At 62.1% G+C, this 18,188-nt stretch carries 17 protein-coding genes and 1 tRNA gene; 1 reads left to right on the top strand and 17 read right to left on the bottom strand.

Features of this window, described 5'->3' with window-relative positions:
* The first annotated feature begins 8 nt into the window (after positions 1 to 8).
* Positions 9 to 1,685 carry an electron transfer flavoprotein-ubiquinone oxidoreductase gene (locus CEJ42_RS07000; RefSeq protein WP_088750463.1) on the top strand — a complete coding sequence of 559 codons (1,677 nt, stop codon included), beginning with the start codon at positions 9 to 11 and terminating at the stop codon, positions 1,683 to 1,685.
* Positions 1,686 to 1,754: 69 nt separating this feature from the next.
* On the opposite strand, the gene CEJ42_RS06995 is transcribed toward CEJ42_RS07000, so the two are convergent.
* The 17 genes from CEJ42_RS06995 to CEJ42_RS06915 all read right to left on the bottom strand — a co-directional run bounded on the left by CEJ42_RS06995 (position 1,755) and on the right by CEJ42_RS06915 (position 18,089).
* Positions 1,755 to 2,321 carry an NUDIX domain-containing protein gene (locus CEJ42_RS06995; RefSeq protein ID WP_079214412.1) on the bottom strand — a complete coding sequence of 189 codons (567 nt, stop codon included), beginning with the start codon at positions 2,319 to 2,321 and terminating at the stop codon, positions 1,755 to 1,757.
* A gap of 159 nt (positions 2,322 to 2,480) precedes the next feature.
* Complete coding sequence (locus tag CEJ42_RS06990) at positions 2,481 to 2,795, bottom strand: DUF2818 family protein (RefSeq protein ID WP_079214411.1); 315 nt, start codon at positions 2,793 to 2,795, stop codon at positions 2,481 to 2,483.
* 12 nt (positions 2,796 to 2,807) lie between these two features.
* Complete coding sequence (nuoN, locus tag CEJ42_RS06985) at positions 2,808 to 4,316, bottom strand: NADH-quinone oxidoreductase subunit NuoN (protein WP_079214410.1); 1,509 nt, start codon at positions 4,314 to 4,316, stop codon at positions 2,808 to 2,810.
* A gap of 156 nt (positions 4,317 to 4,472) precedes the next feature.
* Positions 4,473 to 5,963: an NADH-quinone oxidoreductase subunit M gene (locus tag CEJ42_RS06980; protein ID WP_079214409.1), complete on the bottom strand. Its 1,491-nt coding sequence runs from the start codon at positions 5,961 to 5,963 to the stop codon at positions 4,473 to 4,475.
* Positions 5,964 to 5,990: 27 nt separating this feature from the next.
* Positions 5,991 to 8,099 (bottom strand): NADH-quinone oxidoreductase subunit L, encoded by a 2,109-nt coding sequence (nuoL, locus tag CEJ42_RS06975; protein ID WP_088750462.1) that lies wholly within the window; start codon positions 8,097 to 8,099, stop codon positions 5,991 to 5,993.
* Between the two features lie 94 nt (positions 8,100 to 8,193).
* Positions 8,194 to 8,502 (bottom strand): NADH-quinone oxidoreductase subunit NuoK, encoded by a 309-nt coding sequence (gene nuoK / locus CEJ42_RS06970; protein ID WP_006712949.1) that lies wholly within the window; start codon positions 8,500 to 8,502, stop codon positions 8,194 to 8,196.
* An 18-nt stretch (positions 8,503 to 8,520) separates the two neighbouring features.
* Positions 8,521 to 9,177 (bottom strand): NADH-quinone oxidoreductase subunit J, encoded by a 657-nt coding sequence (locus CEJ42_RS06965; protein WP_079214407.1) that lies wholly within the window; start codon positions 9,175 to 9,177, stop codon positions 8,521 to 8,523.
* 138 nt (positions 9,178 to 9,315) lie between these two features.
* On the bottom strand, positions 9,316 to 9,804 hold the full coding sequence (gene nuoI / locus CEJ42_RS06960) for an NADH-quinone oxidoreductase subunit NuoI (protein WP_079214406.1): 489 nt from the start codon (positions 9,802 to 9,804) through the stop codon (positions 9,316 to 9,318).
* Positions 9,805 to 9,825: 21 nt separating this feature from the next.
* Positions 9,826 to 10,896, bottom strand: a complete 1,071-nt coding sequence (nuoH, locus tag CEJ42_RS06955) for an NADH-quinone oxidoreductase subunit NuoH (protein WP_079214405.1) — start codon at positions 10,894 to 10,896, stop codon at positions 9,826 to 9,828.
* The gene (nuoG, locus tag CEJ42_RS06950) at positions 10,896 to 13,223 is read right to left on the bottom strand and encodes an NADH-quinone oxidoreductase subunit NuoG (protein ID WP_088750461.1); all 2,328 of its coding nucleotides are present in this window, start codon (positions 13,221 to 13,223) and stop codon (positions 10,896 to 10,898) included. The genes nuoH and nuoG overlap by 1 nt, the downstream gene beginning before the upstream one ends.
* Positions 13,224 to 13,310: 87 nt before the next feature.
* A complete protein-coding gene (gene nuoF, locus CEJ42_RS06945) occupies positions 13,311 to 14,606 on the bottom strand; it encodes an NADH-quinone oxidoreductase subunit NuoF (RefSeq protein WP_079214403.1) in 1,296 nt (431 codons plus the stop codon).
* Complete coding sequence (nuoE, locus tag CEJ42_RS06940) at positions 14,603 to 15,094, bottom strand: NADH-quinone oxidoreductase subunit NuoE (protein WP_079214402.1); 492 nt, start codon at positions 15,092 to 15,094, stop codon at positions 14,603 to 14,605. The genes nuoF and nuoE overlap by 4 nt, the downstream gene beginning before the upstream one ends.
* A 90-nt stretch (positions 15,095 to 15,184) precedes the next feature.
* Positions 15,185 to 16,438 carry an NADH-quinone oxidoreductase subunit D gene (locus tag CEJ42_RS06935; protein WP_079214401.1) on the bottom strand — a complete coding sequence of 418 codons (1,254 nt, stop codon included), beginning with the start codon at positions 16,436 to 16,438 and terminating at the stop codon, positions 15,185 to 15,187.
* On the bottom strand, positions 16,438 to 17,034 hold the full coding sequence (locus tag CEJ42_RS06930; protein WP_079214400.1) for an NADH-quinone oxidoreductase subunit C: 597 nt from the start codon (positions 17,032 to 17,034) through the stop codon (positions 16,438 to 16,440). Before CEJ42_RS06930 ends, CEJ42_RS06935 begins: the two co-directional genes overlap by 1 nt.
* 9 nt (positions 17,035 to 17,043) lie before the next feature.
* Positions 17,044 to 17,520 (bottom strand): NuoB/complex I 20 kDa subunit family protein, encoded by a 477-nt coding sequence (locus CEJ42_RS06925; protein WP_006712940.1) that lies wholly within the window; start codon positions 17,518 to 17,520, stop codon positions 17,044 to 17,046.
* A 3-nt stretch (positions 17,521 to 17,523) separates the two neighbouring features.
* The gene (locus tag CEJ42_RS06920; RefSeq protein WP_079214399.1) at positions 17,524 to 17,883 is read right to left on the bottom strand and encodes an NADH-quinone oxidoreductase subunit A; all 360 of its coding nucleotides are present in this window, start codon (positions 17,881 to 17,883) and stop codon (positions 17,524 to 17,526) included.
* 121 nt (positions 17,884 to 18,004) lie between these two features.
* Positions 18,005 to 18,089: transfer RNA gene (locus CEJ42_RS06915), tRNA-Leu, on the bottom strand.
* Between the last annotated feature and the right edge of the window lie 99 nt (positions 18,090 to 18,188).

Genomic DNA, 18,188 nt, shown 5'->3' with positions numbered 1-18,188 from the left:
GGACACCCATGACCTCATCTCAAGACCTGCTTGAACAATACGGCCCACGCGAATCCATGGAATACGACGTGGTGATCGTCGGCGGCGGTCCGGCCGGCCTGTCGGCGGCGATCCGCCTGAAACAGCTGGCCGCGCAGTCGGGCAAGGAAATCGGCGTGTGCGTCCTGGAAAAAGGCAGCGAGGTCGGCGCCCACATCCTCTCCGGCGCGGTGATGGATCCGCGCGCGCTGACCGAACTGATCCCCGACTGGAAGGAACAAGGCGCACCGCTGAACGTGCCGGTGACCGAAGACCGCTTCCTTTTCCTCTCCGCCAGCAAAGCCTACAAGACTCCGTCTTGGCTGCTGCCAGCCTGTTTCCAGAATCACGGCAACTATGTGATCTCGCTGTCCAACGTCACCCGCTGGCTGGGCCAGCAGGCCGAGGCGCTGGGCGTGGAGATCTTCCCGGGCTTCCCCGCCGCCGAGATCCTCTACAACGAGGACGGCTCGGTCAAGGGCGTGGCCACCGGCAACATGGGCATCACCAAGGAAGGCGAACCCGGCCCTGAGTTCCAGCTGGGCATGGAGCTGCACGCGAAGTACACCTTCTTCGCCGAAGGCGCGCGCGGCCACCTGGGCAAGCAGCTGATCGCCAAGTACAAGCTGGACGCCGGCCGCGATCCGCAGACCTACGCCATCGGCATCAAGGAACTGTGGGAAGTGAAGCCGGAAGTGCATCAACCCGGCCTGGTGGTGCACACCGCCGGCTGGCCGCTGGCCAACGACACTTACGGCGGCTCCTTCCTGTATCACCTGGAGAACAACCAGGTCGCGGTCGGTTACGTGGTGGGTCTCGCTTACGAGAATCCCTACCTCTCCCCGTTCGAGGAATTCCAGCGCTACAAGACCCACCCGGAGATCCGCAAGTTCTTCGAAGGCGGCAAGCGCATCTCCTACGGCGCGCGCGCGATCACCGCGGGCGGCGTGCAGTCGCTGCCCAAGCTGGTGTTCCCGGGCGGCGCGCTCCTGGGTTGCGACGCCGGCTTCCTGAACGCCTCGCGCATCAAGGGCAGCCACGCGGCGATCAAGAGCGGCATGATGGCGGCCGAGTCGGCCTTCCACGCGCTGGGCGAGGAGCGCAAGAACGACGAGCTGGTGGAATACATCGCCGCCTTCGAGGCGTCGTGGCTGAAGGACGAATTGCACAAGGCGCGCAACTTCAAGCCGTCGATGAGCAAGGGACTGGTCACCGGCACGCTGCTGGTGGGCATCGACCAGGTGATCTTCGGCGGCAAAGCGCCGTGGACCCTGCGTCACACGCACGCCGACCACGAGTGCCTGAAGCCGGCGGCCAACTATGCGCCGATCGCCTATCCGAAGCCGGACGGCAAGCTGACCTTCGACCGCCTGTCGTCGGTGTTCATCTCCAACACCAACCACGGCGAAGACCAACCGGCGCACCTGACGCTGAAGGACAAGTCGGTGCCGGTGAACGTGAACCTGGCCAAATATGCGGGCCCGGAGTCGCGCTACTGCCCGGCCGGCGTGTACGAGTTCGTGAAGAACGAGGACAACTCCGAACGCCTGCAGATCAACGCGCAGAACTGCGTGCACTGCAAGACCTGCGACATCAAGGACCCGACGCAGAATATCGTGTGGGTGACGCCCGAGGGCGGCGGCGGGCCGAACTACTCCGGCATGTGACCGGACGCACCAACGAAAAAAGCCGCATCCCAGGATGCGGCTTTTTCTTTGGTCGCGCCAATTGGCGATTCAGGGTTGCGGCGGCGGCGTCCAGTCGCCGTTGACGATCTTCTCCAGCCAGAACACGCCGATCACCGTCTTGACGTCGGTGATCTGGCCGTTGCGCACCTGCTCCAGCAGTTCCGCCAGCGGCGCCTTGTAGATGTCGAGGAACTCGCCGTCGTCCAGCTTGCGCTCGCCTTCCTTCAGGCCGCGCGCCACGTACAGCAGCAGGCGTTCGTCCGAGTAGGCGATGGCGTTGTGGATGGTGCAGACGTATTGCCAGTCGGTGGCGGTGTAGCCGGTTTCTTCTCGCAGCTCGCGCTTGGCGCATGCCAGCGTGTCTTCGCCCGGGTCGATCTTGCCGGCGGGGAACTCGATGAAGACGCGGTCCAGCGGATAGCGGAACTGGCGCTCCATCAGCACGCTGCCGTCGTCGAACAACGGCAGCACGGCGACGGCGCCGGGGTGCCTGATGTATTCGCGGATGGCTTCCTTGCCGTCGGGCAGGACGATGGTGTCCTGCTGCACTTTGAGGAAGTGGCCGTCGTAGACCTGGCGGCTGTCTTTCTGAGTCTCTTTCAGGTGTGCGTCCATGATGGGCTCGGGCTCTGGAAAGGTTGGAGGAGATCAGGCGCGACTTCCGCCCGCGTGGACGGGACGAGAAATCGGGTGGGGTGAAACCGGCGGCCGCAGGAAATCACTGGCCGCCGCTTGCGTGCTTCTGGCGTGCTTCTGGCGTGCTTCTGCCGTGCTCTACGCGTGCTTCTTGCGCAGGTAGCGCAGCACATAGCCGGGATAGGCAAGCACCAGGAACAGACAGCCGGTGATTGCATAAAATTCCCAGGTCTGGGAAAAGACGTTGCCGATGCCGGCTTCGAGGAAATGGGCCACGATGCCGACGGCGAAGTACAGCACCAGCAGCTCGATCAGGCGTACCCAGATCGGCTTGATCCAGGCCGCTTGCTTGTTGAGCGGCACCAGCGCGAACAGCTGCTGGTTGAAGAAAGGCAAATTGGCCGCGAAGGCGGCCAAGATGATTACTACCCAGCTGAAGAGGGAAACGTTCAAGTCCCCCTCCCCTTACGCCACGACCTTGCTGAGGAACGTGGCCAGCGTGGTGACGATGGCGTTGGTGCAGGCGTCCATCAGGTGGCCGGGCCACAGGCCGACGGCCAGGGCGGCGATACCGTTGAGGCTCAGCACGACGCGCATGTCGGGCGTGGCGACGATCTTGGTGTTGTCGACCGGATCGTCGAAGTACATGACCTTGACCACGCGGATGTAGTAGAACGCGCCGATCAGCGAGAAGATCACGGCCAGCACGGCCAGCCAGATCTGGCCGGTGCCCAGCACGGCCTGCAGCACCGACAGCTTGGCGTAGAAGCCGACCAGCGGCGGAATGCCTGCCAGCGAGAACATCAGGATCATCATCACGGCGGCGAACCAAGGGCTGCGCTGGTTCAGGCCCTTGAAGTCGTCGATGGTGTCGGCTTCGAAGCCGGCGCGCGACAGCAGGATGATCACGCCGAAGGAACCCAGCGTGGTGATCACGTAGGTCACCGCGTAGAACAGCGAGGAGCTGTAGGCGTTGACGGCCGAGAACAGGTTGCCGTCGACCACGCCCGACATCATGCCCAGCAGCATGAAGCCCATGTGCGAGATGGTCGAGTAGGCCAGCATGCGCTTGATGTTGCTCTGCGCGATGGCGGTGACGTTGCCCAGGATGATCGACAGCACGGCCAGCACCATCAGCATCTGCTGCCAGTCCACGGCCAGCGGCAGCATGCCTTCCACCAGCAGGCGGAACGTGATGGCGAAGGTGGCCAGCTTGGGTGCGGCACCCAGCAGCAGCGTGACCGGAGTCGGCGAGCCCTGGTAGACGTCGGGCACCCACATGTGGAAGGGCACGGTGCCCAGCTTGAAGGCCAGGCCGGCCACCACGAAGACGATGCCGAACACCAGCACGGTGCGGTCGACGGTGCCCGAGACGATGGCGCGGAACACTTCGTTGAGTTCCAGCGCGCCGCCGGTGGCGCCGTAGAGCATCGAGATGCCGTACAGCAGGAAACCGGAAGCCAGCGCGCCGAGGATGAAGTACTTCATGCCGGCTTCGGTGGCGGCTGCGTTGTCGCGGCGCAGGGCGACCAGCGCATACAGCGACAGCGACATCAGTTCCAGGCCCAGGTAGATGGACAGGAAGCTGTTACCGGAGATCATCACCATCTGGCCCAGCAGCGCGAACAGCGCCAGGGCGTAGTATTCGCCGCCCAGCTGACCGCCGGTGATGCCGCGCACGGTGTTGTACTGGCGCGAGTAGACCAGCGTCACGCCCACGCCCAGGTAGGTGAAGAGCTTCAGCAGGGCCGACAGCGGATCCGACACGAACATGTTGTTGAAGGTGTAGACCGTGGCGCCGCTGTTGAGGTCGCCGAAGGTCAGCACCGCACACACCACCAGTGCCAGCAGCGACAGCAGATAGGTGACGACGCGCTTGCTTTCCGGCAGGAACATATCGATCAGCAGGATCGCGGAAGTCGCGATCAGCAGAAATATTTCCGGATAGACAGGGATCAGATTCATGTTGTTCATTTAGTTACTACCGCTTGTGTTCGCCCGCTTGTGTCGCGACTTCCCGTCGCGCCGCTTGACCGGCCATGCCACGCCGGCTCGTCTCGTTACTTGCTTACCGGCGGGGCCTTCGGTTGTCCTTCAGGCCCCGCCCTTTCAATCTTTACCGCTTCAAGATCAGTTGATCTTGGATACCGCAACGTGCTGCAGCAGATCGGTCACCGAGGTCTGGATGCTGTCGGTGATGATGCCCGGATACACGCCCATGACCAGGGTGGCGATCGCCAGCAGGCCAAGGATGAAGAACTCGCGTCCGTTCAGGTCGACCAGCTCGGCGACGTGATGGTTGGTCACCGCGCCGAAGATCACGCGCTTGGCCAGCCACAGCGAGTAGGCCGCGCCCAGGATCAGGGCGGTGGCCGCCAGCAGGCCGATCCAGAAGTTGAACTTGACTGCGCCCAGGATCACCATGAATTCGCCGACGAAACCGGAGGTGGCCGGCAGGCCGCAGTTGGCCAGCGAGAACAGGATGAAGAAGAAGGCGAAACGCGGCATCTTGTTCACCACGCCGCCGTACTGGGCGATGTCGCGGGTATGCATCTGGTCGTACAGCACGCCGATACACATGAACATCGCGCCGGACACGAAGCCGTGCGAGATCATCTGCACGATGCCGCCCTGCACCGCCATGTCGTTGAACATGAAGAAGCCCAGGGTGACGAAGCCCATGTGGGCGATCGACGAGTACGCGACCAGCTTCTTCATGTCCTGCTGCACCAGGGCCACCAGGCCGATGTAGATCACGGCGACCAGCGACAGGAAGATCATGAAGCCGGACAGCGCATGGCTGGCGTCAGGCAGGATCGGCAGCGAGAAGCGCAGGAAACCGTAGGCGCCCAGCTTCAGCATGATCGCGGCCAGCACGATGGAGCCGCCGGTCGGCGCCTGCACGTGGGCGTCGGGCAGCCAGGTGTGCACCGGCCACATCGGCACCTTCACCGCGAAGGCGGCCAGGAAGGCGAAGAACAGGATCTTCTGTTCCATCATCGACAGCGGCAGCTGGTGCCAGGTCGGGATGTCGAAGCTGCCGCCGGAGACGAAGTACAGGTAGATCAGCGCGATGAGCATCAGCAGCGAACCGAGCAGCGTGTACAGGAACAGCTTGAAGGCTGCGTACACGCGGTTGTCGCCGCCCCACACGCCCACGATGATGAACATCGGGATCAGGGTCGCTTCGAAGAAGGCGTAGAACAGCATCGCATCCAGCGAGGAGAACACGCCGATCATGATGCCCGACAGGATCAGGAAGGCGCCCATGTACTGGGCCACGCGCTTCTGGATCACTACCCAGCCGGCCAGCACCACGATCACCGTGATGAAGGCGGTCAGCGGCACGAACCACAGCGAGATGCCGTCCAGGCCCAGGAAGTAGGCGATGTTGAAGCGATCGATCCAGGGCGTCTTCTCGACGAACTGGTAGCCATGCGCCAGCGGATCGAAATGCTGGACCAGCGGGAAGGTTGCGACCAGGCCGACCAGCGAGCCGAACAGCGCCAGCCAGCGGGCCAGGCCCGGATTGCTGTCTCGGCCGAGTGCCAGCACGAGGATACCGAAGACGATCGGTACCCAGATCGCGACGCTCAGGATGGGAAATGTTGACTGCATCATGGTTGTTCTTTACTTAACTCTGACAACTTACTTGGCGAAGGGGAACGGCAGGAACCACACCAGGAAACCGAGCACCCCGATGATCATCACGAACGCATAGTGATAGATGTAACCGGACTGCCAGAGACGCGTGAATTTCGAGAACCAGCCGACCACCTTGGCGCTGCCGTTGACGAACAGGCCGTCGATGATGCCGCGGTCGCCCACGGTCGACAGGCCGCTGCCCAAGAGGCGCGCACCACCGGCGAAGACGACTTCGTTGAACTTGTCCATGTAGTACTTGTTGTCCAGGATCGTGTAGATCAGGCTGAACCTTTCCTTGAACCAGGCCGGCACGCGCGGGTTGATCATGTAGCAGTAGTAAGCCACGACCACGCCGGCGATCGCCAGCCACAGCGGCGCGCTGGTGAAGGCATGGGCCACCATGGCGACCGGGCCGTGGTATTCGTGCGCCAGTTCTTCCATGACCTTGTGGTTTTCCCCGAAGAAGATCACGCCCTTGAAGAAGTCGCCATACAGCATCGGCGAGATCGCGAAGAAGCCGACGATGACCGAAGGAATGGCCAGCAGGATCAGCGGCAGGGTCACCACCAGCGGCGACTCGTGCGGCTTCTGGCCCGGGGCCAGGCCGTGATGGTGCTCGTCATGGCCGTGGTCGTCGTGACCGTGATCGTCATGTGCGTGGGCATCGTGGCCATGGTCGTCGTGCGCATGCGCGGCGGCCGGGGCGTGGTGATCGTCATGGCCGTGGGCCTGGCCGAAACGCTCCTTGCCATGGAAGACCATGAAGTACATGCGGAACGAGTAGAAGGCCGTCACGAACACCGACGCCAGCACCGCGAAGTAGGCGAAGCCCGAACCCGCCAGGTGCGACTCGGCCGCGGCTTCGATGATCGAATCCTTGGAGTAGAAGCCCGAGAAGAACGGCGTGCCGATCAGCGCCAGCGAACCCAGCAGCGAAGTGATCCAGGTGATGGGCATGTACTTGCGCAGGCCGCCCATGTTGCGCATGTCCTGGTCGTGGTGCATGCCGATGATGACCGAACCGGCGCCCAGGAACAGCAGCGCCTTGAAGAAGGCGTGGGTCATCAGGTGGAACACGGCGACCGAGTAGGCCGATGCGCCCAGCGCGACGGTCATGTAGCCCAGCTGCGACAGCGTGGAGTACGCGACCACGCGCTTGATGTCGTTCTGCATGGTGCCCAGGAAGCCCATGAACAGCGCGGTGATGGCGCCGATCACCAGGATGAAGGACAGCGCGGTGTCGGACAGCTCGAACAGCGGCGACATGCGGGTCACCATGAAGATGCCGGCGGTCACCATGGTGGCGGCGTGGATCAGCGCGGAAATCGGGGTCGGGCCTTCCATCGAGTCAGGCAGCCAGACGTGCAGCGGGAACTGGGCCGACTTGCCCATGGCGCCGACGAACAGGCAGATACAAGCGACGGTCAGCAGCATCCAGTCGGTGCCCGGCAGGGTCAGCTGGGCCAGCTCGCCGCGCTTGGCGAAGACTTCGGTGTAGTTCATCGAACCGGCGTAGGCCAGCAGCAGGCCGATACCCAGGATGAAGCCGAAGTCGCCGACGCGGTTGACCAGGAAGGCCTTCATGTTGGCCTTGATCGCGGTCGGGCGGGTGTACCAGAAACCGATCAGCAAGTAAGACACCAGGCCCACCGCTTCCCAGCCGAAGAACAGCTGCAGGAAGTTGTTGCTCATGACCAGCATGAGCATCGAGAAGGTGAACAGGGAGATGTACGAGAAGAAGCGGTTGTAGCCTTCGTCCTCAGCCATGTAGCCGATGGTGTAGATGTGGACCATCAGCGACACGAAGGTCACCACGCACATCATCATGGCCGTCAGGCTGTCGACCATGAAGCCGATTTCCAGCTTCAGGCCGGCCACCGTCATCCAGTTGTACAGCGTACCGTTGTAGGTGGCGCCGTCGAGTACCTGCAGCAGCGTCATCAGCGAGATGATCGCGGCGACCAGCACGCCCAGGATGGTCGCGGTATGCGACACCTTGCGGCCGACCACGTTGCCGAAGAATTTGGTACCCAGGAGACCGGCAATAGCCGATCCCGCCAGCGGCGCCAGGGGTACAGCAAGAAGCAGATGTGGGTTAAGTTGCCCAGCCATGATGAACCTTATCGCTTATTGGCTGCCCCGCTTCGATCGCCGCGGGGCCTCCCATCTTTAAATGAAATTCAAACCAGAACGCACAGACGGCGGATCAGCCCTTGAGGCTGTCGAGATCTTCGACGTTGATGGTATCCAGGTTACGGAACAGCACCACCAGAATCGCCAGACCGATCGCGGATTCAGCCGCGGCCACAGTCAGGATGAAGAACACGAAAATTTGTCCGCCGGCGTCGCCGAGGTAATGCGAGAAAGCAATGAAGTTCATGTTGACCGCAAGCAGCATCAGTTCGATGGCCATCAGCAGCACGATGATGTTCTTGCGGTTCAGGAAAATACCGACGATCGAGATCGCGAACAGGATCGCGCCGATGATCAGGTAGTGAGAGAGCGTAATTGCCATGTTGTCTTCTCGCCCTTCTTAAGATTGTTGACCGGAGGCCGGGGTACCGTCACCCGTGCCGCCTTCGGTGCCGTTGTTGCGTGTCGACTCCGCCTTCATGCTGACCAGACGCACGCGGTCCGAAGCCTTGACCTTGACCGCCTGGGCCGGGTCGAAGTACTTGCTGTCCTTGCGCTTGCGCAGGGTCAGTGCGACGGCGGCGACGATGGCCACCAGCAGGATCACGGCGGCGATTTCAAAGGCGTACACGTATTCGGTGTAGATCAGCTTGCCCAGCGGCTTGGTCTGGCCGATGGTGTCGGCCGCGGCCGGCACCTGCGACTCCGGCGTCCAGAAGCTGCGCAGCAGGACGGCGGCCATTTCCAGCACGATGATCACGCCGATCGTGGCGGCCAGCGGGAAGTAGCCCCAGAAGCCCTCGCGCATCTTGTCCATGTTGATATCGAGCATCATCACCACGAACAGGAACAGCACCATGACCGCCCCGACGTAGACCAGCACCAGCACGATGGCCAGGAACTCGGCCTTGAGCAGCATCCAGATGCCGGCCGCCGAGAAGAAGGACAGCACCAGGAACAGGGCCGCATGCACGGGGTTGCGGGCCGTGATGACGCGTACGGCGGCGATCACCAGGATCACCGCGAACACGTAGAACAAGACAGTTTTAAATTCCATAATCAACCAGAAGTTGGTTCAGTCAGCACCGGAAACGCAGCGGTGTCGCCGCGGATCCATCGCAATACATCTATTCCAGGTACTTCAATGCCTGCCCCGCCCTGCCGGCCGATACCGCCGGCCGGCCGCGGAAACACATCAGCGGTAGGCTGCGTCGGCGGCACGGGCCGCGGCGATTTCGTTTTCGTAGCGGTCGCCCACTGCCAGCAGCATTTCCTTGGTGTAGTACAGGTCGCCCCGCTTTTCACCGTGGTATTCCAGGATGTGCGTTTCGACGATCGAGTCCACCGGGCAGGATTCTTCGCAGAAGCCGCAGAAGATGCACTTGGTCAGGTCGATGTCGTAGCGCGTGGTGCGGCGCGAACCGTCGTCACGCTGTTCGGACTCGATGGTGATGGCCATCGCCGGGCACACCGCTTCGCACAGCTTGCAGGCGATGCAGCGCTCTTCACCATTCGGATAGCGACGCAGGGCGTGCAGGCCGCGGAAACGCGGCGACATCGGCGTCTTTTCCTCGGGGAACTGCACCGTGATCTTGCGCTTGAACAGGTAGCGACCGGTCAGGGCCAGGCCCTTGAACAGCTCGCGGAGCATCAGGCTGCCGAAAAAATCCTTAATAGCTTCCATTTTTAGCCTCAGCCTTAAAACTTATTTCCAGATATTCCAGGGCGACTGGATCCAGATCGCCACGACCACCAGCCACACCAGGGTCAGCGGGATGAACACTTTCCAGCCCAGGCGCATGATCTGGTCATAGCGGTAGCGCGGGAACGAAGCGCGGATCCAGACATACAGCGACAGGAAGAAGAATGTCTTCAACAGCAGCCAGACGAACCCGGGGATGAAATCGAGCGCTGCGATCGGGGACGACCAACCACCGAAGAACATCAGCGACGTCAGTGCCGAAATCAGGATCATCGCGGCGTATTCGGCCAGGAAGAACATCGCAAACGACATGCCCGAGTATTCGATCATGTGGCCGGCCACGATTTCCGATTCGCCTTCGACCACGTCGAACGGGTGACGGTTGGTTTCGGCCACGCCGGAGACGAAGTAGATCACGCAGACCGGCAGCAGCGGCAGCCAGTTCCAGGACAGGAAGTTCAGGCCCAGTTCATGGAAATGGCCCTTTTGCTGCGCCATCACGATGTCGCCGATATTCAGGCTGCCGGTGACCATCAGGACCACCACGAAGCAGAAGCCCATGGCGATTTCGTAGGACACCATCTGCGCCGAGGCGCGCATGGCGCCCAGGAACGCATACTTCGAGTTGGACGCCCAGCCGGCGATGATCACGCCGTACACTTCCAGCGAGGTGATCGCCATCAGGAACAGCAGGCCGGCGTTGACGTTGGCCAGCACGGCTTCGGGACCGAAAGGCACCACCGACCAGGCTGCCAGCACCGGCATGATGGTCATCACGGGGGCCAGATAGAACAAGTTCTTGTTGGCCTTCGACGGCGTGCTGATTTCCTTGAAGATCAGCTTGACGGCGTCGGCGATCGGCTGCAGCAGACCGGCAGGACCCACGCGGTTCGGGCCCAGACGCACGTGCATCCAGCCGATCAGCTTGCGTTCCCAGTAGGTCATGTAAGCGACGCTGATCAGGATGGGCACCATCACCACCAGGATCTTGACGATGGTCCACACCAGCGTGAACAGGCTGGGACCCAGCAGAGCCGGGCCTGCAGTATTGATTTGGGCGATCAGCTGATCCATTACGCTTTCTCCACGACGATTGCGCCAAACATGCCGCCCAGGGCAGAGGTCGAGGCGTGCGCCGCTGCGACGCGGACGACGTTTTCCGGCAGTTTCTTATCGATGGCCGCGGTCAGCGCGGCGCTGCCCTGGCCTTGCTTGACGTTCACGCGGTCGCCGGCGGCGATGCCCAGCTTGGCGGCCAGTGCAGCCGACAGCCATGCCTTCGGCGCCTGGCCGTCGGTGGTTTCCAGCAGCGGCTGCGAACGGCGCGCGACGGCGTCGGCGAAGTAGATGGGCACATCGGCCACACGCTCGATGGCGCCGTTGGCGGCGGCCGCGGCTTGCGGCTGCAGCGAGGCGACGTTGTTCAGGCGCGCCGACAGGTCGGTTTCCTTGCCCAGCAGTTCGTCGCGGATGGCTTCCGAGGTTTCGTACTCGAAGTTTTCCAGTTCCAGCAGGTTGCCCAGCACGCGCAGGACCTTCCAGCCCGGACGCGCGTCGCCGGCCGGCTTGACGGTACCGTTGAAGCTTTGCGCGCGGCCTTCGGCGTTGACGAAGGTGCCCGAGGTTTCGGTGAACGGCGCGATCGGCAGCAGCACGTCGGCGTAATCGGCGCCGTGCTTGTAGGCCGACATCACGACAACCATCTCGGCGGCGTTCAGTGCGGCGCGCGCGGCTTGCGGGTCGTAGCTGTCCAGCTCCGGCTCGGCGTTCCACAGCAGGTAGGCCTTGCGCGGCTGTGCGAACACGGACAGCGCGTTGGCGCCCTTGCCCGGGGTCGGCACGGCATTGGCCAGGTAGCCGCCGACGGCGTTGCCGCCTTCGGTCAGGTAGCCCAGCTTGGCGCCGGTCTGTTCGGCGATCCACTGCGCGGCGGCGTGCAGCTGCGACGCTTGCGGATGCTGCACGGCGGCGTTGCCCAGGAACACGGCCTTGGACTCGCCCGACAGCAGGCTGGCGGCGGTGGCACGGGCGGCGTCGGAGGCGCTCACGCCGGCGTAAGCGGCGGGAGCGGCGACACCCTTGGCCTCGGCCACGGCGACGGCCACTTCGGCCAATGCGCCCAGCCATGCGGACGGTGCGGCCACGATCTTGTTGGCGACCGGCATCAGCAGGTCGTCGTCGGTGGCGTGCAGCACGCTGATCTTGGCGCCGCTCTTGGCCGACAGGCGCAGGCGCGCCGACAGCAGCGGATGATCCTTGCGCAGGAAGGAGCCGATCACGAAGACGCGGTTCAATTCCGAGAATTCGACGATGGACATGCCCAGCCAGGGCTTGGTCTGGCCGTCCAGCGCGAAGTCGGACTGGCGCAGGCGGAAATCGATGTTGTCGGAACCGACGCCGCGCACGATCTTCTGCAGCAGGCTCAGTTCTTCCAGCGTGGAATACGGGGTGCCCAGCGCGGCGATGGATTCGGCGCCGTGTTCGTGGCGGATGTTGCGCAGGCCGTGCGCGACGTATTCCAGCGCGGTCTGCCAGTCCACTTCCTGCCACTTGCCGTCTTGCTTCAACATCGGCTTGGTCAGGCGCTCTTCGCTGTCCAGCGCTTCATACGAGAAGCGGTCCTTGTCGGAGATCCAGCATTCGTTGACTTCTTCGTTCTCGAACGGCAGCACGCGCATCACCTTGCCGCCCTTGACCTGGACGACCAGGTTGGCGCCAACGCTGTCGTGCGGGCTCACCGACTTGCGGCGCGACAGTTCCCAGGTGCGGGCGCTGTAGCGGAACGGCTTGGAGGTCAGCGCGCCCACCGGGCACAGGTCGATCATGTTGCCCGACAGCTCGGAGTCCACGGTCTTGCCGACGAAGGTGGTGATCTCGGAGTGTTCGCCGCGACCCAGCATGCCCAGCTCCATCACGCCGGCCACTTCCTGGCCGAAGCGCACGCAGCGGGTGCAGTGGATGCAGCGGTTCATTTCCTTCATCGAGATCAGCGGACCGACGCTTTTCGGTTCCACCACGCGCTTTTCTTCCTTGTAGCGCGAGGTCGAGCCGCCGTAGCCCACGGCCAGATCCTGCAGCTGGCATTCGCCGCCCTGGTCGCAGATGGGGCAATCCAGCGGGTGGTTGATCAGGAGGAATTCCATCACGCCCTTCTGGGCCTTGACGGCTTTGTCGCTGGCGGTGCGCACGATCATCCCGGCGGTCACCGGAGTGGCGCACGCAGGCAGAGGCTTCGGCGCCTTTTCGACGTCGACCAGGCACATGCGGCAGTTGGCCGCGATGGACAGTTTCTTGTGATAGCAGAAGTGAGGGATGTAAGTGCCGACTTTGTTGGCAGCATCCATGACCATGCTGCCTTCCTGCACTTCAACCTTCTTGCCGTCTATTTCGATTTCAACCATGGCTGTTTGCCCAAGCTAAATATTCTTTGCTAATGACGTCCGGCTGCGATGATTTGGCCTCACGCAACCGGGCATCCCCTGCCCTGTTCAGATGTAAGCCGGAACCAGGCAGTGCTTGTGTTCGATGTGGTACTCGAACTCTTCGCGGAAATTCTTGATGAATGCACGCACCGGCATCGCCGCCGCATCACCCAGCGCACAGATGGTGCGGCCCTGGATGTTGTCGGCGACCGAGTTCAGCACGTCCAGGTCTTCCAGCTTGCCGTGACCGTTTTCGATACGCTCCACCATGCGGTACATCCAGCCGGTGCCTTCACGGCACGGCGTGCACTGGCCGCAGGATTCTTCGTAGTAGAAATACGCCAGGCGCAGCAGCGACTTGACCATGCAGCGCGTCTCGTCCATCACGATGACGGCGCCCGAACCCAGCATCGAGCCGGCCTTGGCGATGGCGTCGTAGTCCATCGTGGTTTCCATCATCACGTCGCCGCGGATCACCGGGGCGGACGAACCGCCGGGAATGACCGCCTTGATCTTCTTGCCGCCGCGCATGCCGCCCGCCAGTTCCAGCAGCGTGGAGAACGGGGTGCCCAGCGGAATCTCGTAGTTGCCCGGACGCTCGACGTCACCCGAGATCGAGAAGATCTTGGTGCCGCCGTTGTTCGGCTTGCCCATCTCGGCGTAGGCCTGCGGGCCCACCTTGAAGATGAACGGCACCGCCGCGAAGGTCTCGGTGTTGTTGATCGTGGTCGGCTTGCCGTACAGGCCGAAGCTGGCCGGGAACGGCGGCTTGAAGCGCGGCTGGCCCTTCTTGCCTTCCAGCGACTCCAGCAGCGCGGTTTCCTCGCCGCAGATGTAGGCGCCGTAACCGTGGTGCGCATGCAGCTGGAAGCTGAAGTCGGTGCCCAGGATCTTGTCGCCCAGGAAGCCGGCGGCGCGCGCCTCTTCCAGCGCTTCTTCAAACACTTCGTAGGCGGAGAAAATCTCGCCGTGGATGTAGTTGTAGCCGACGGTGATGCCCATCGCGTAGCCGCCGATGATCATGCCTTCGATCAGCGCGTGCGGATTGTAACGAATGATGTCGCGGTCCTTGAAAGTGCCCGGCTCGCCTTCATCTGTATTGCAGACGAGGTACTTCTGGCCCGGGAACTGGCGCGGCATGAAGCTCCACTTCAGGCCGGTCGGGAAACCCGCGCCGCCGCGGCCGCGCAGGCCGGAGGCCTTGAGGTCGGCGATGACTTGCTCGGGCGTGATCTTCTCGGCCAGGATGCGCTTGAGCGACTCGTAGCCGCCGCGCTTGACGTAGTCTTCGAGGTGCCAGTTCTCGCCGTTCAGGTCGGCAAGGATCAGCGGCTTGATGTGGCGGTCGTGCAGGCAGGTCATTTCTTCAGTTCCTCCAGCAGCGCGTCGATCTTGTCGTTGGACATCCAGCTGCACATGCGGTGGTTGTTCACCAGCATGACCGGAGCATCGCCGCAAGCGCCCATGCATTCACCTTCCATCACGGTGAACTGGCCGTCAGCGGTGGTTTCCTTGTAGTCGACACCCAGCTTGTGCTTCAGGTGATGGGCGGCGCGCTCGCCGCCGGACAGCAGGCACGGCAGGTTGGTGCACACGGTGATCTTGTGCTTGCCCACCGGGCTGGTGTTGAACATGTTGTAGAAGGTGGCGACTTCCTGCACCGCGACCGCAGGCATGCCGATGTAATCGGCGATTTCCTGTTGCAGCTCGGCGGGCAGCCAGCCGTGATCCACCTGGGCGATGCGCAGCGCGGACATGACCGCGGACTGGCGCTGATCCGCCGGATACTTCGCGAGTTCGCGATCGATTTTCTTAAGGGCTTCTTGACTTAACAGCATATCGTTGGCCATCCATGCGCAGACTGACGCGCGGTTTTATTGGATATTCCCCAAACCTGGCGAGCCTCTTCTGGAAGCCCGCCTTTTACTTTCACACCGACCTTAACGGTCGATCTCACCGAACACGATGTCTTGCGTACCGATGATGGTGACCGCATCGGCAATCATGTGGCCCTTGGCCATTTCGTTCAGCGCCTGCAAGTGGGCAAAGCCCGGGGCGCGGATCTTCAGGCGGTAAGGCTTGTTGGCGCCGTCCGACACCAGGTAGATGCCGAACTCGCCCTTCGGGTGTTCGACGGCGGCGTACGCTTCGCCCGGGGGCACGCGGAAGCCTTCGGTGAACAGCTTGAAGTGGTGGATCAGGTCTTCCATGTTGGACTTCATTTCAGTCCGCTTCGGAGGAGCAATCTTGTGGTTGTCGGTGATGACCGGGCCCGGGTTGTTGCGCAGCCATTCCACGCACTGCTTGATGATGCGGTTGGACTGGCGCATTTCGGCCACGCGCACCAGATAGCGGTCGTAGCAGTCGCCGTTCTTGCCGACCGGGATATCGAAGTCCATCAGGTCGTACACTTCATACGGCTGCTTCTTGCGCAAGTCCCAGGCGATGCCCGAGCCTCGCAGCATCGGACCGGAGAAGCCCATCTGCAGGGCACGTTCCGGCGACACCACGCCCACGCCGACCAGACGCTGCTTCCAGATGCGGTTGTCGGTCAGCAGGGTTTCGTATTCGTCGACGTAGGTCGGGAAACGGTTGGTGAAGTCTTCGATGAAGTCCAGCAGCGAGCCCTGGCGGTTTTCGTTGAGCTGGCGGATGGCCTTGTCGTTGCGCACGATCGAGGCCTTGTACTGCGGCATGCTGTCCGGCAGGTCACGATAGACGCCGCCCGGACGATAGTAGGCCGCGTGCATGCGGGCGCCGGAGACGGCTTCGTAGCAGTCGAACAGGTCTTCGCGCTCACGGAAGGCATACAGCAGCACGCCCATCGCGCCCACGTCCAGCGCGTGCGCGCCGATCCACATCAGGTGGTTCAGCAGGCGGGTGATTTCGTCGAACATCACGCGGATGTACTGCGCGCGCAGCGGCACTTCCAGCCCCAGCAGACGCTCGATGGCCAGCACGTAACCGTGCTCGTTGCTCATCATCGACACGTAGTCCAGGCGGTCCATGTAAGGCACGGACTGCAGGAAGGTCTTCTGTTCGGCCAGCTTTTCGGTGCCGCGATGCAGCAGGCCGATGTGCGGGTCGGCACGCTGAATGACTTCGCCATCCAGCTCCAGCACCAGACGCAGCACGCCGTGCGCGGCCGGGTGCTGAGGACCGAAGTTCAGCGTGTAGTTTTTGATCTCTGCCATTATTTGATCCCGTAGTTTTCTTCACGAATGATGCGCGGCGTGATTTCGCGCGGCTCAATCGTTACGGGTTGATAGATGACGCGCTTCTGCTCGGCGTCGTAACGCATTTCCACATAGCCCGACACCGGGAAGTCCTTGCGGAACGGGTGGCCGATGAAGCCGTAGTCGGTCAGGATGCGGCGCAGGTCCGGGTGACCGTCGAACAGGATGCCGTAGAAGTCGAAGGCCTCGCGCTCGTACCAGCCGGCCGAGTTCCAGATGCCGTCCACCGACGCCACCAGCGGCAGGTCGTCGTCCGGCGCGAACACGCGCACGCGCACGCGCCAGTTGTGGGCCAGCGACATCAGGTGCGACACCACGGCGAAGCGCGGGCCTTCCCAGGCGCCGTCGCCGTACGTCGAATAGTCGACGCCGCACAGATCCAGCAATTGTTCGAACTTGGTATCCGCGTGGTCGCGCAGGACGCGCATGGCGGAGAGATAGTCGGCGGCCTTGACCACGACGGTAACTTCACCGAGGGCCACGGTCAGATTCTGAAGATACCCTCCAAGCGAATTACGCAGGGCTGCTTCGAGAGTTTCCAATTTTGTTGTCATACTGCCCTCTTAGCGCGCGATGGTATTGGTGCGCTTGATCTTGTTCTGCAGCTGGATCACGCCGTACAGCAGCGCTTCAGCAGTCGGCGGGCATCCCGGGACGTAGACGTCGACCGGAACGATGCGGTCGCAGCCGCGCACCACCGAGTACGAATAGTGGTAGTAGCCGCCGCCGTTGGCGCACGAACCCATGGAAATGACCCAGCGGGGTTCCGGCATCTGGTCGTAGACCTTGCGCAGCGCCGGCGCCATCTTGTTGCACAGCGTGCCGGCCACGATCATCAGGTCGGACTGGCGCGGCGACGGACGGAACACCGCGCCGAAACGGTCCAGGTCGTAGCGCGAAGCGCCCACGTGCATCATCTCAACCGCGCAGCAGGCCAGACCGAAGGTCATGGGCCACAGGGATCCGGTACGGGTCCAGTTGATTACCTTATCCAGCGAGGTGGTAACAAACCCCTCATTCAATACGCCTTCAATAGACATGGCTTACTCCCAATCCAGGGCACCCTTTTTCCAGATGTACCAAAACCCGACAACAAATTCAGCGATGAACACCATCATCGTGATGAAACCCTGCCAGCCCAGCTCGCGCATCGAAACGCCCCACGGGAAGAAGAACGCGGTTTCCAGATCGAACAGGATGAACAGAATCGCGATCAGGTAGTAGCGGACGTCGAACTTCATGCGCGCGTCTTCGAAGGCTTCGAAACCGCACTCATAAGGGGATGTTTTTTGCGCGTCCGGCTTATGGGGACCAAGCAGACGCCCCAGGAGCTGGGGAGCGACACCGACACCGATGCCAATGAGGATAAACAGAAGAACTGGGAAGTAATTTTCGAGGTTCACGATTGGCCGTTATTCGTTGGTTTTAATCGATGGGAATGATTCTCAATATCAATCAGAAACTTCCTCGACAAAAAGCCAGCTCAGGCACAGAGACCTTTGCTGGCTTTTCATTTCATTTCTATGGTGCCGACGACGAGACTCGAACTCGTACAGCTTTCGCCACTACCCCCTCAAGATAGCGTGTCTACCAATTTCACCACGTCGGCTTGAGACTGCAATTGTACCTTCTTTTGTTACTCTTGTTCAATGCACAATCAGTCGAAAACAGAGATTCTTCTATGCTTATTCGTGCATTGTTTCAGATT

The sequence above is a fragment of the Herbaspirillum robiniae genome, assembly GCF_002213415.1.
Lineage (GTDB): Bacteria > Pseudomonadota > Gammaproteobacteria > Burkholderiales > Burkholderiaceae_D > Herbaspirillum > Herbaspirillum robiniae.
This window is presented reverse-complemented; position numbering and strand designations above follow the sequence as displayed.

What these genes read in the sequence shown, in the direction of transcription:
- CEJ42_RS07000 (WP_088750463.1), top strand. Translation starts at nt 9, where the DNA reads ATGACCTCATCTCAAGACCTGCTTGAACAATACGGCCCACGCGAATCC.
- CEJ42_RS06995 (WP_079214412.1), bottom strand. Translation starts at nt 2,321, where the DNA reads ATGGACGCACACCTGAAAGAGACTCAGAAAGACAGCCGCCAGGTCTAC.
- nuoN (WP_079214410.1), bottom strand. Translation starts at nt 4,316, where the DNA reads ATGAACAACATGAATCTGATCCCTGTCTATCCGGAAATATTTCTGCTG.
- CEJ42_RS06980 (WP_079214409.1), bottom strand. Translation starts at nt 5,963, where the DNA reads ATGATGCAGTCAACATTTCCCATCCTGAGCGTCGCGATCTGGGTACCG.
- nuoL (WP_088750462.1), bottom strand. Translation starts at nt 8,099, where the DNA reads ATGGCTGGGCAACTTAACCCACATCTGCTTCTTGCTGTACCCCTGGCG.
- nuoK (WP_006712949.1), bottom strand. Translation starts at nt 8,502, where the DNA reads ATGGCAATTACGCTCTCTCACTACCTGATCATCGGCGCGATCCTGTTC.
- CEJ42_RS06965 (WP_079214407.1), bottom strand. Translation starts at nt 9,177, where the DNA reads ATGGAATTTAAAACTGTCTTGTTCTACGTGTTCGCGGTGATCCTGGTG.
- nuoI (WP_079214406.1), bottom strand. Translation starts at nt 9,804, where the DNA reads ATGGAAGCTATTAAGGATTTTTTCGGCAGCCTGATGCTCCGCGAGCTG.
- nuoH (WP_079214405.1), bottom strand. Translation starts at nt 10,896, where the DNA reads ATGGATCAGCTGATCGCCCAAATCAATACTGCAGGCCCGGCTCTGCTG.
- nuoG (WP_088750461.1), bottom strand. Translation starts at nt 13,223, where the DNA reads ATGGTTGAAATCGAAATAGACGGCAAGAAGGTTGAAGTGCAGGAAGGC.
- nuoF (WP_079214403.1), bottom strand. Translation starts at nt 14,606, where the DNA reads ATGACCTGCCTGCACGACCGCCACATCAAGCCGCTGATCCTTGCCGAC.
- nuoE (WP_079214402.1), bottom strand. Translation starts at nt 15,094, where the DNA reads ATGGCCAACGATATGCTGTTAAGTCAAGAAGCCCTTAAGAAAATCGAT.
- CEJ42_RS06935 (WP_079214401.1), bottom strand. Translation starts at nt 16,438, where the DNA reads ATGGCAGAGATCAAAAACTACACGCTGAACTTCGGTCCTCAGCACCCG.
- CEJ42_RS06930 (WP_079214400.1), bottom strand. Translation starts at nt 17,034, where the DNA reads ATGACAACAAAATTGGAAACTCTCGAAGCAGCCCTGCGTAATTCGCTT.
- CEJ42_RS06925 (WP_006712940.1), bottom strand. Translation starts at nt 17,520, where the DNA reads ATGTCTATTGAAGGCGTATTGAATGAGGGGTTTGTTACCACCTCGCTG.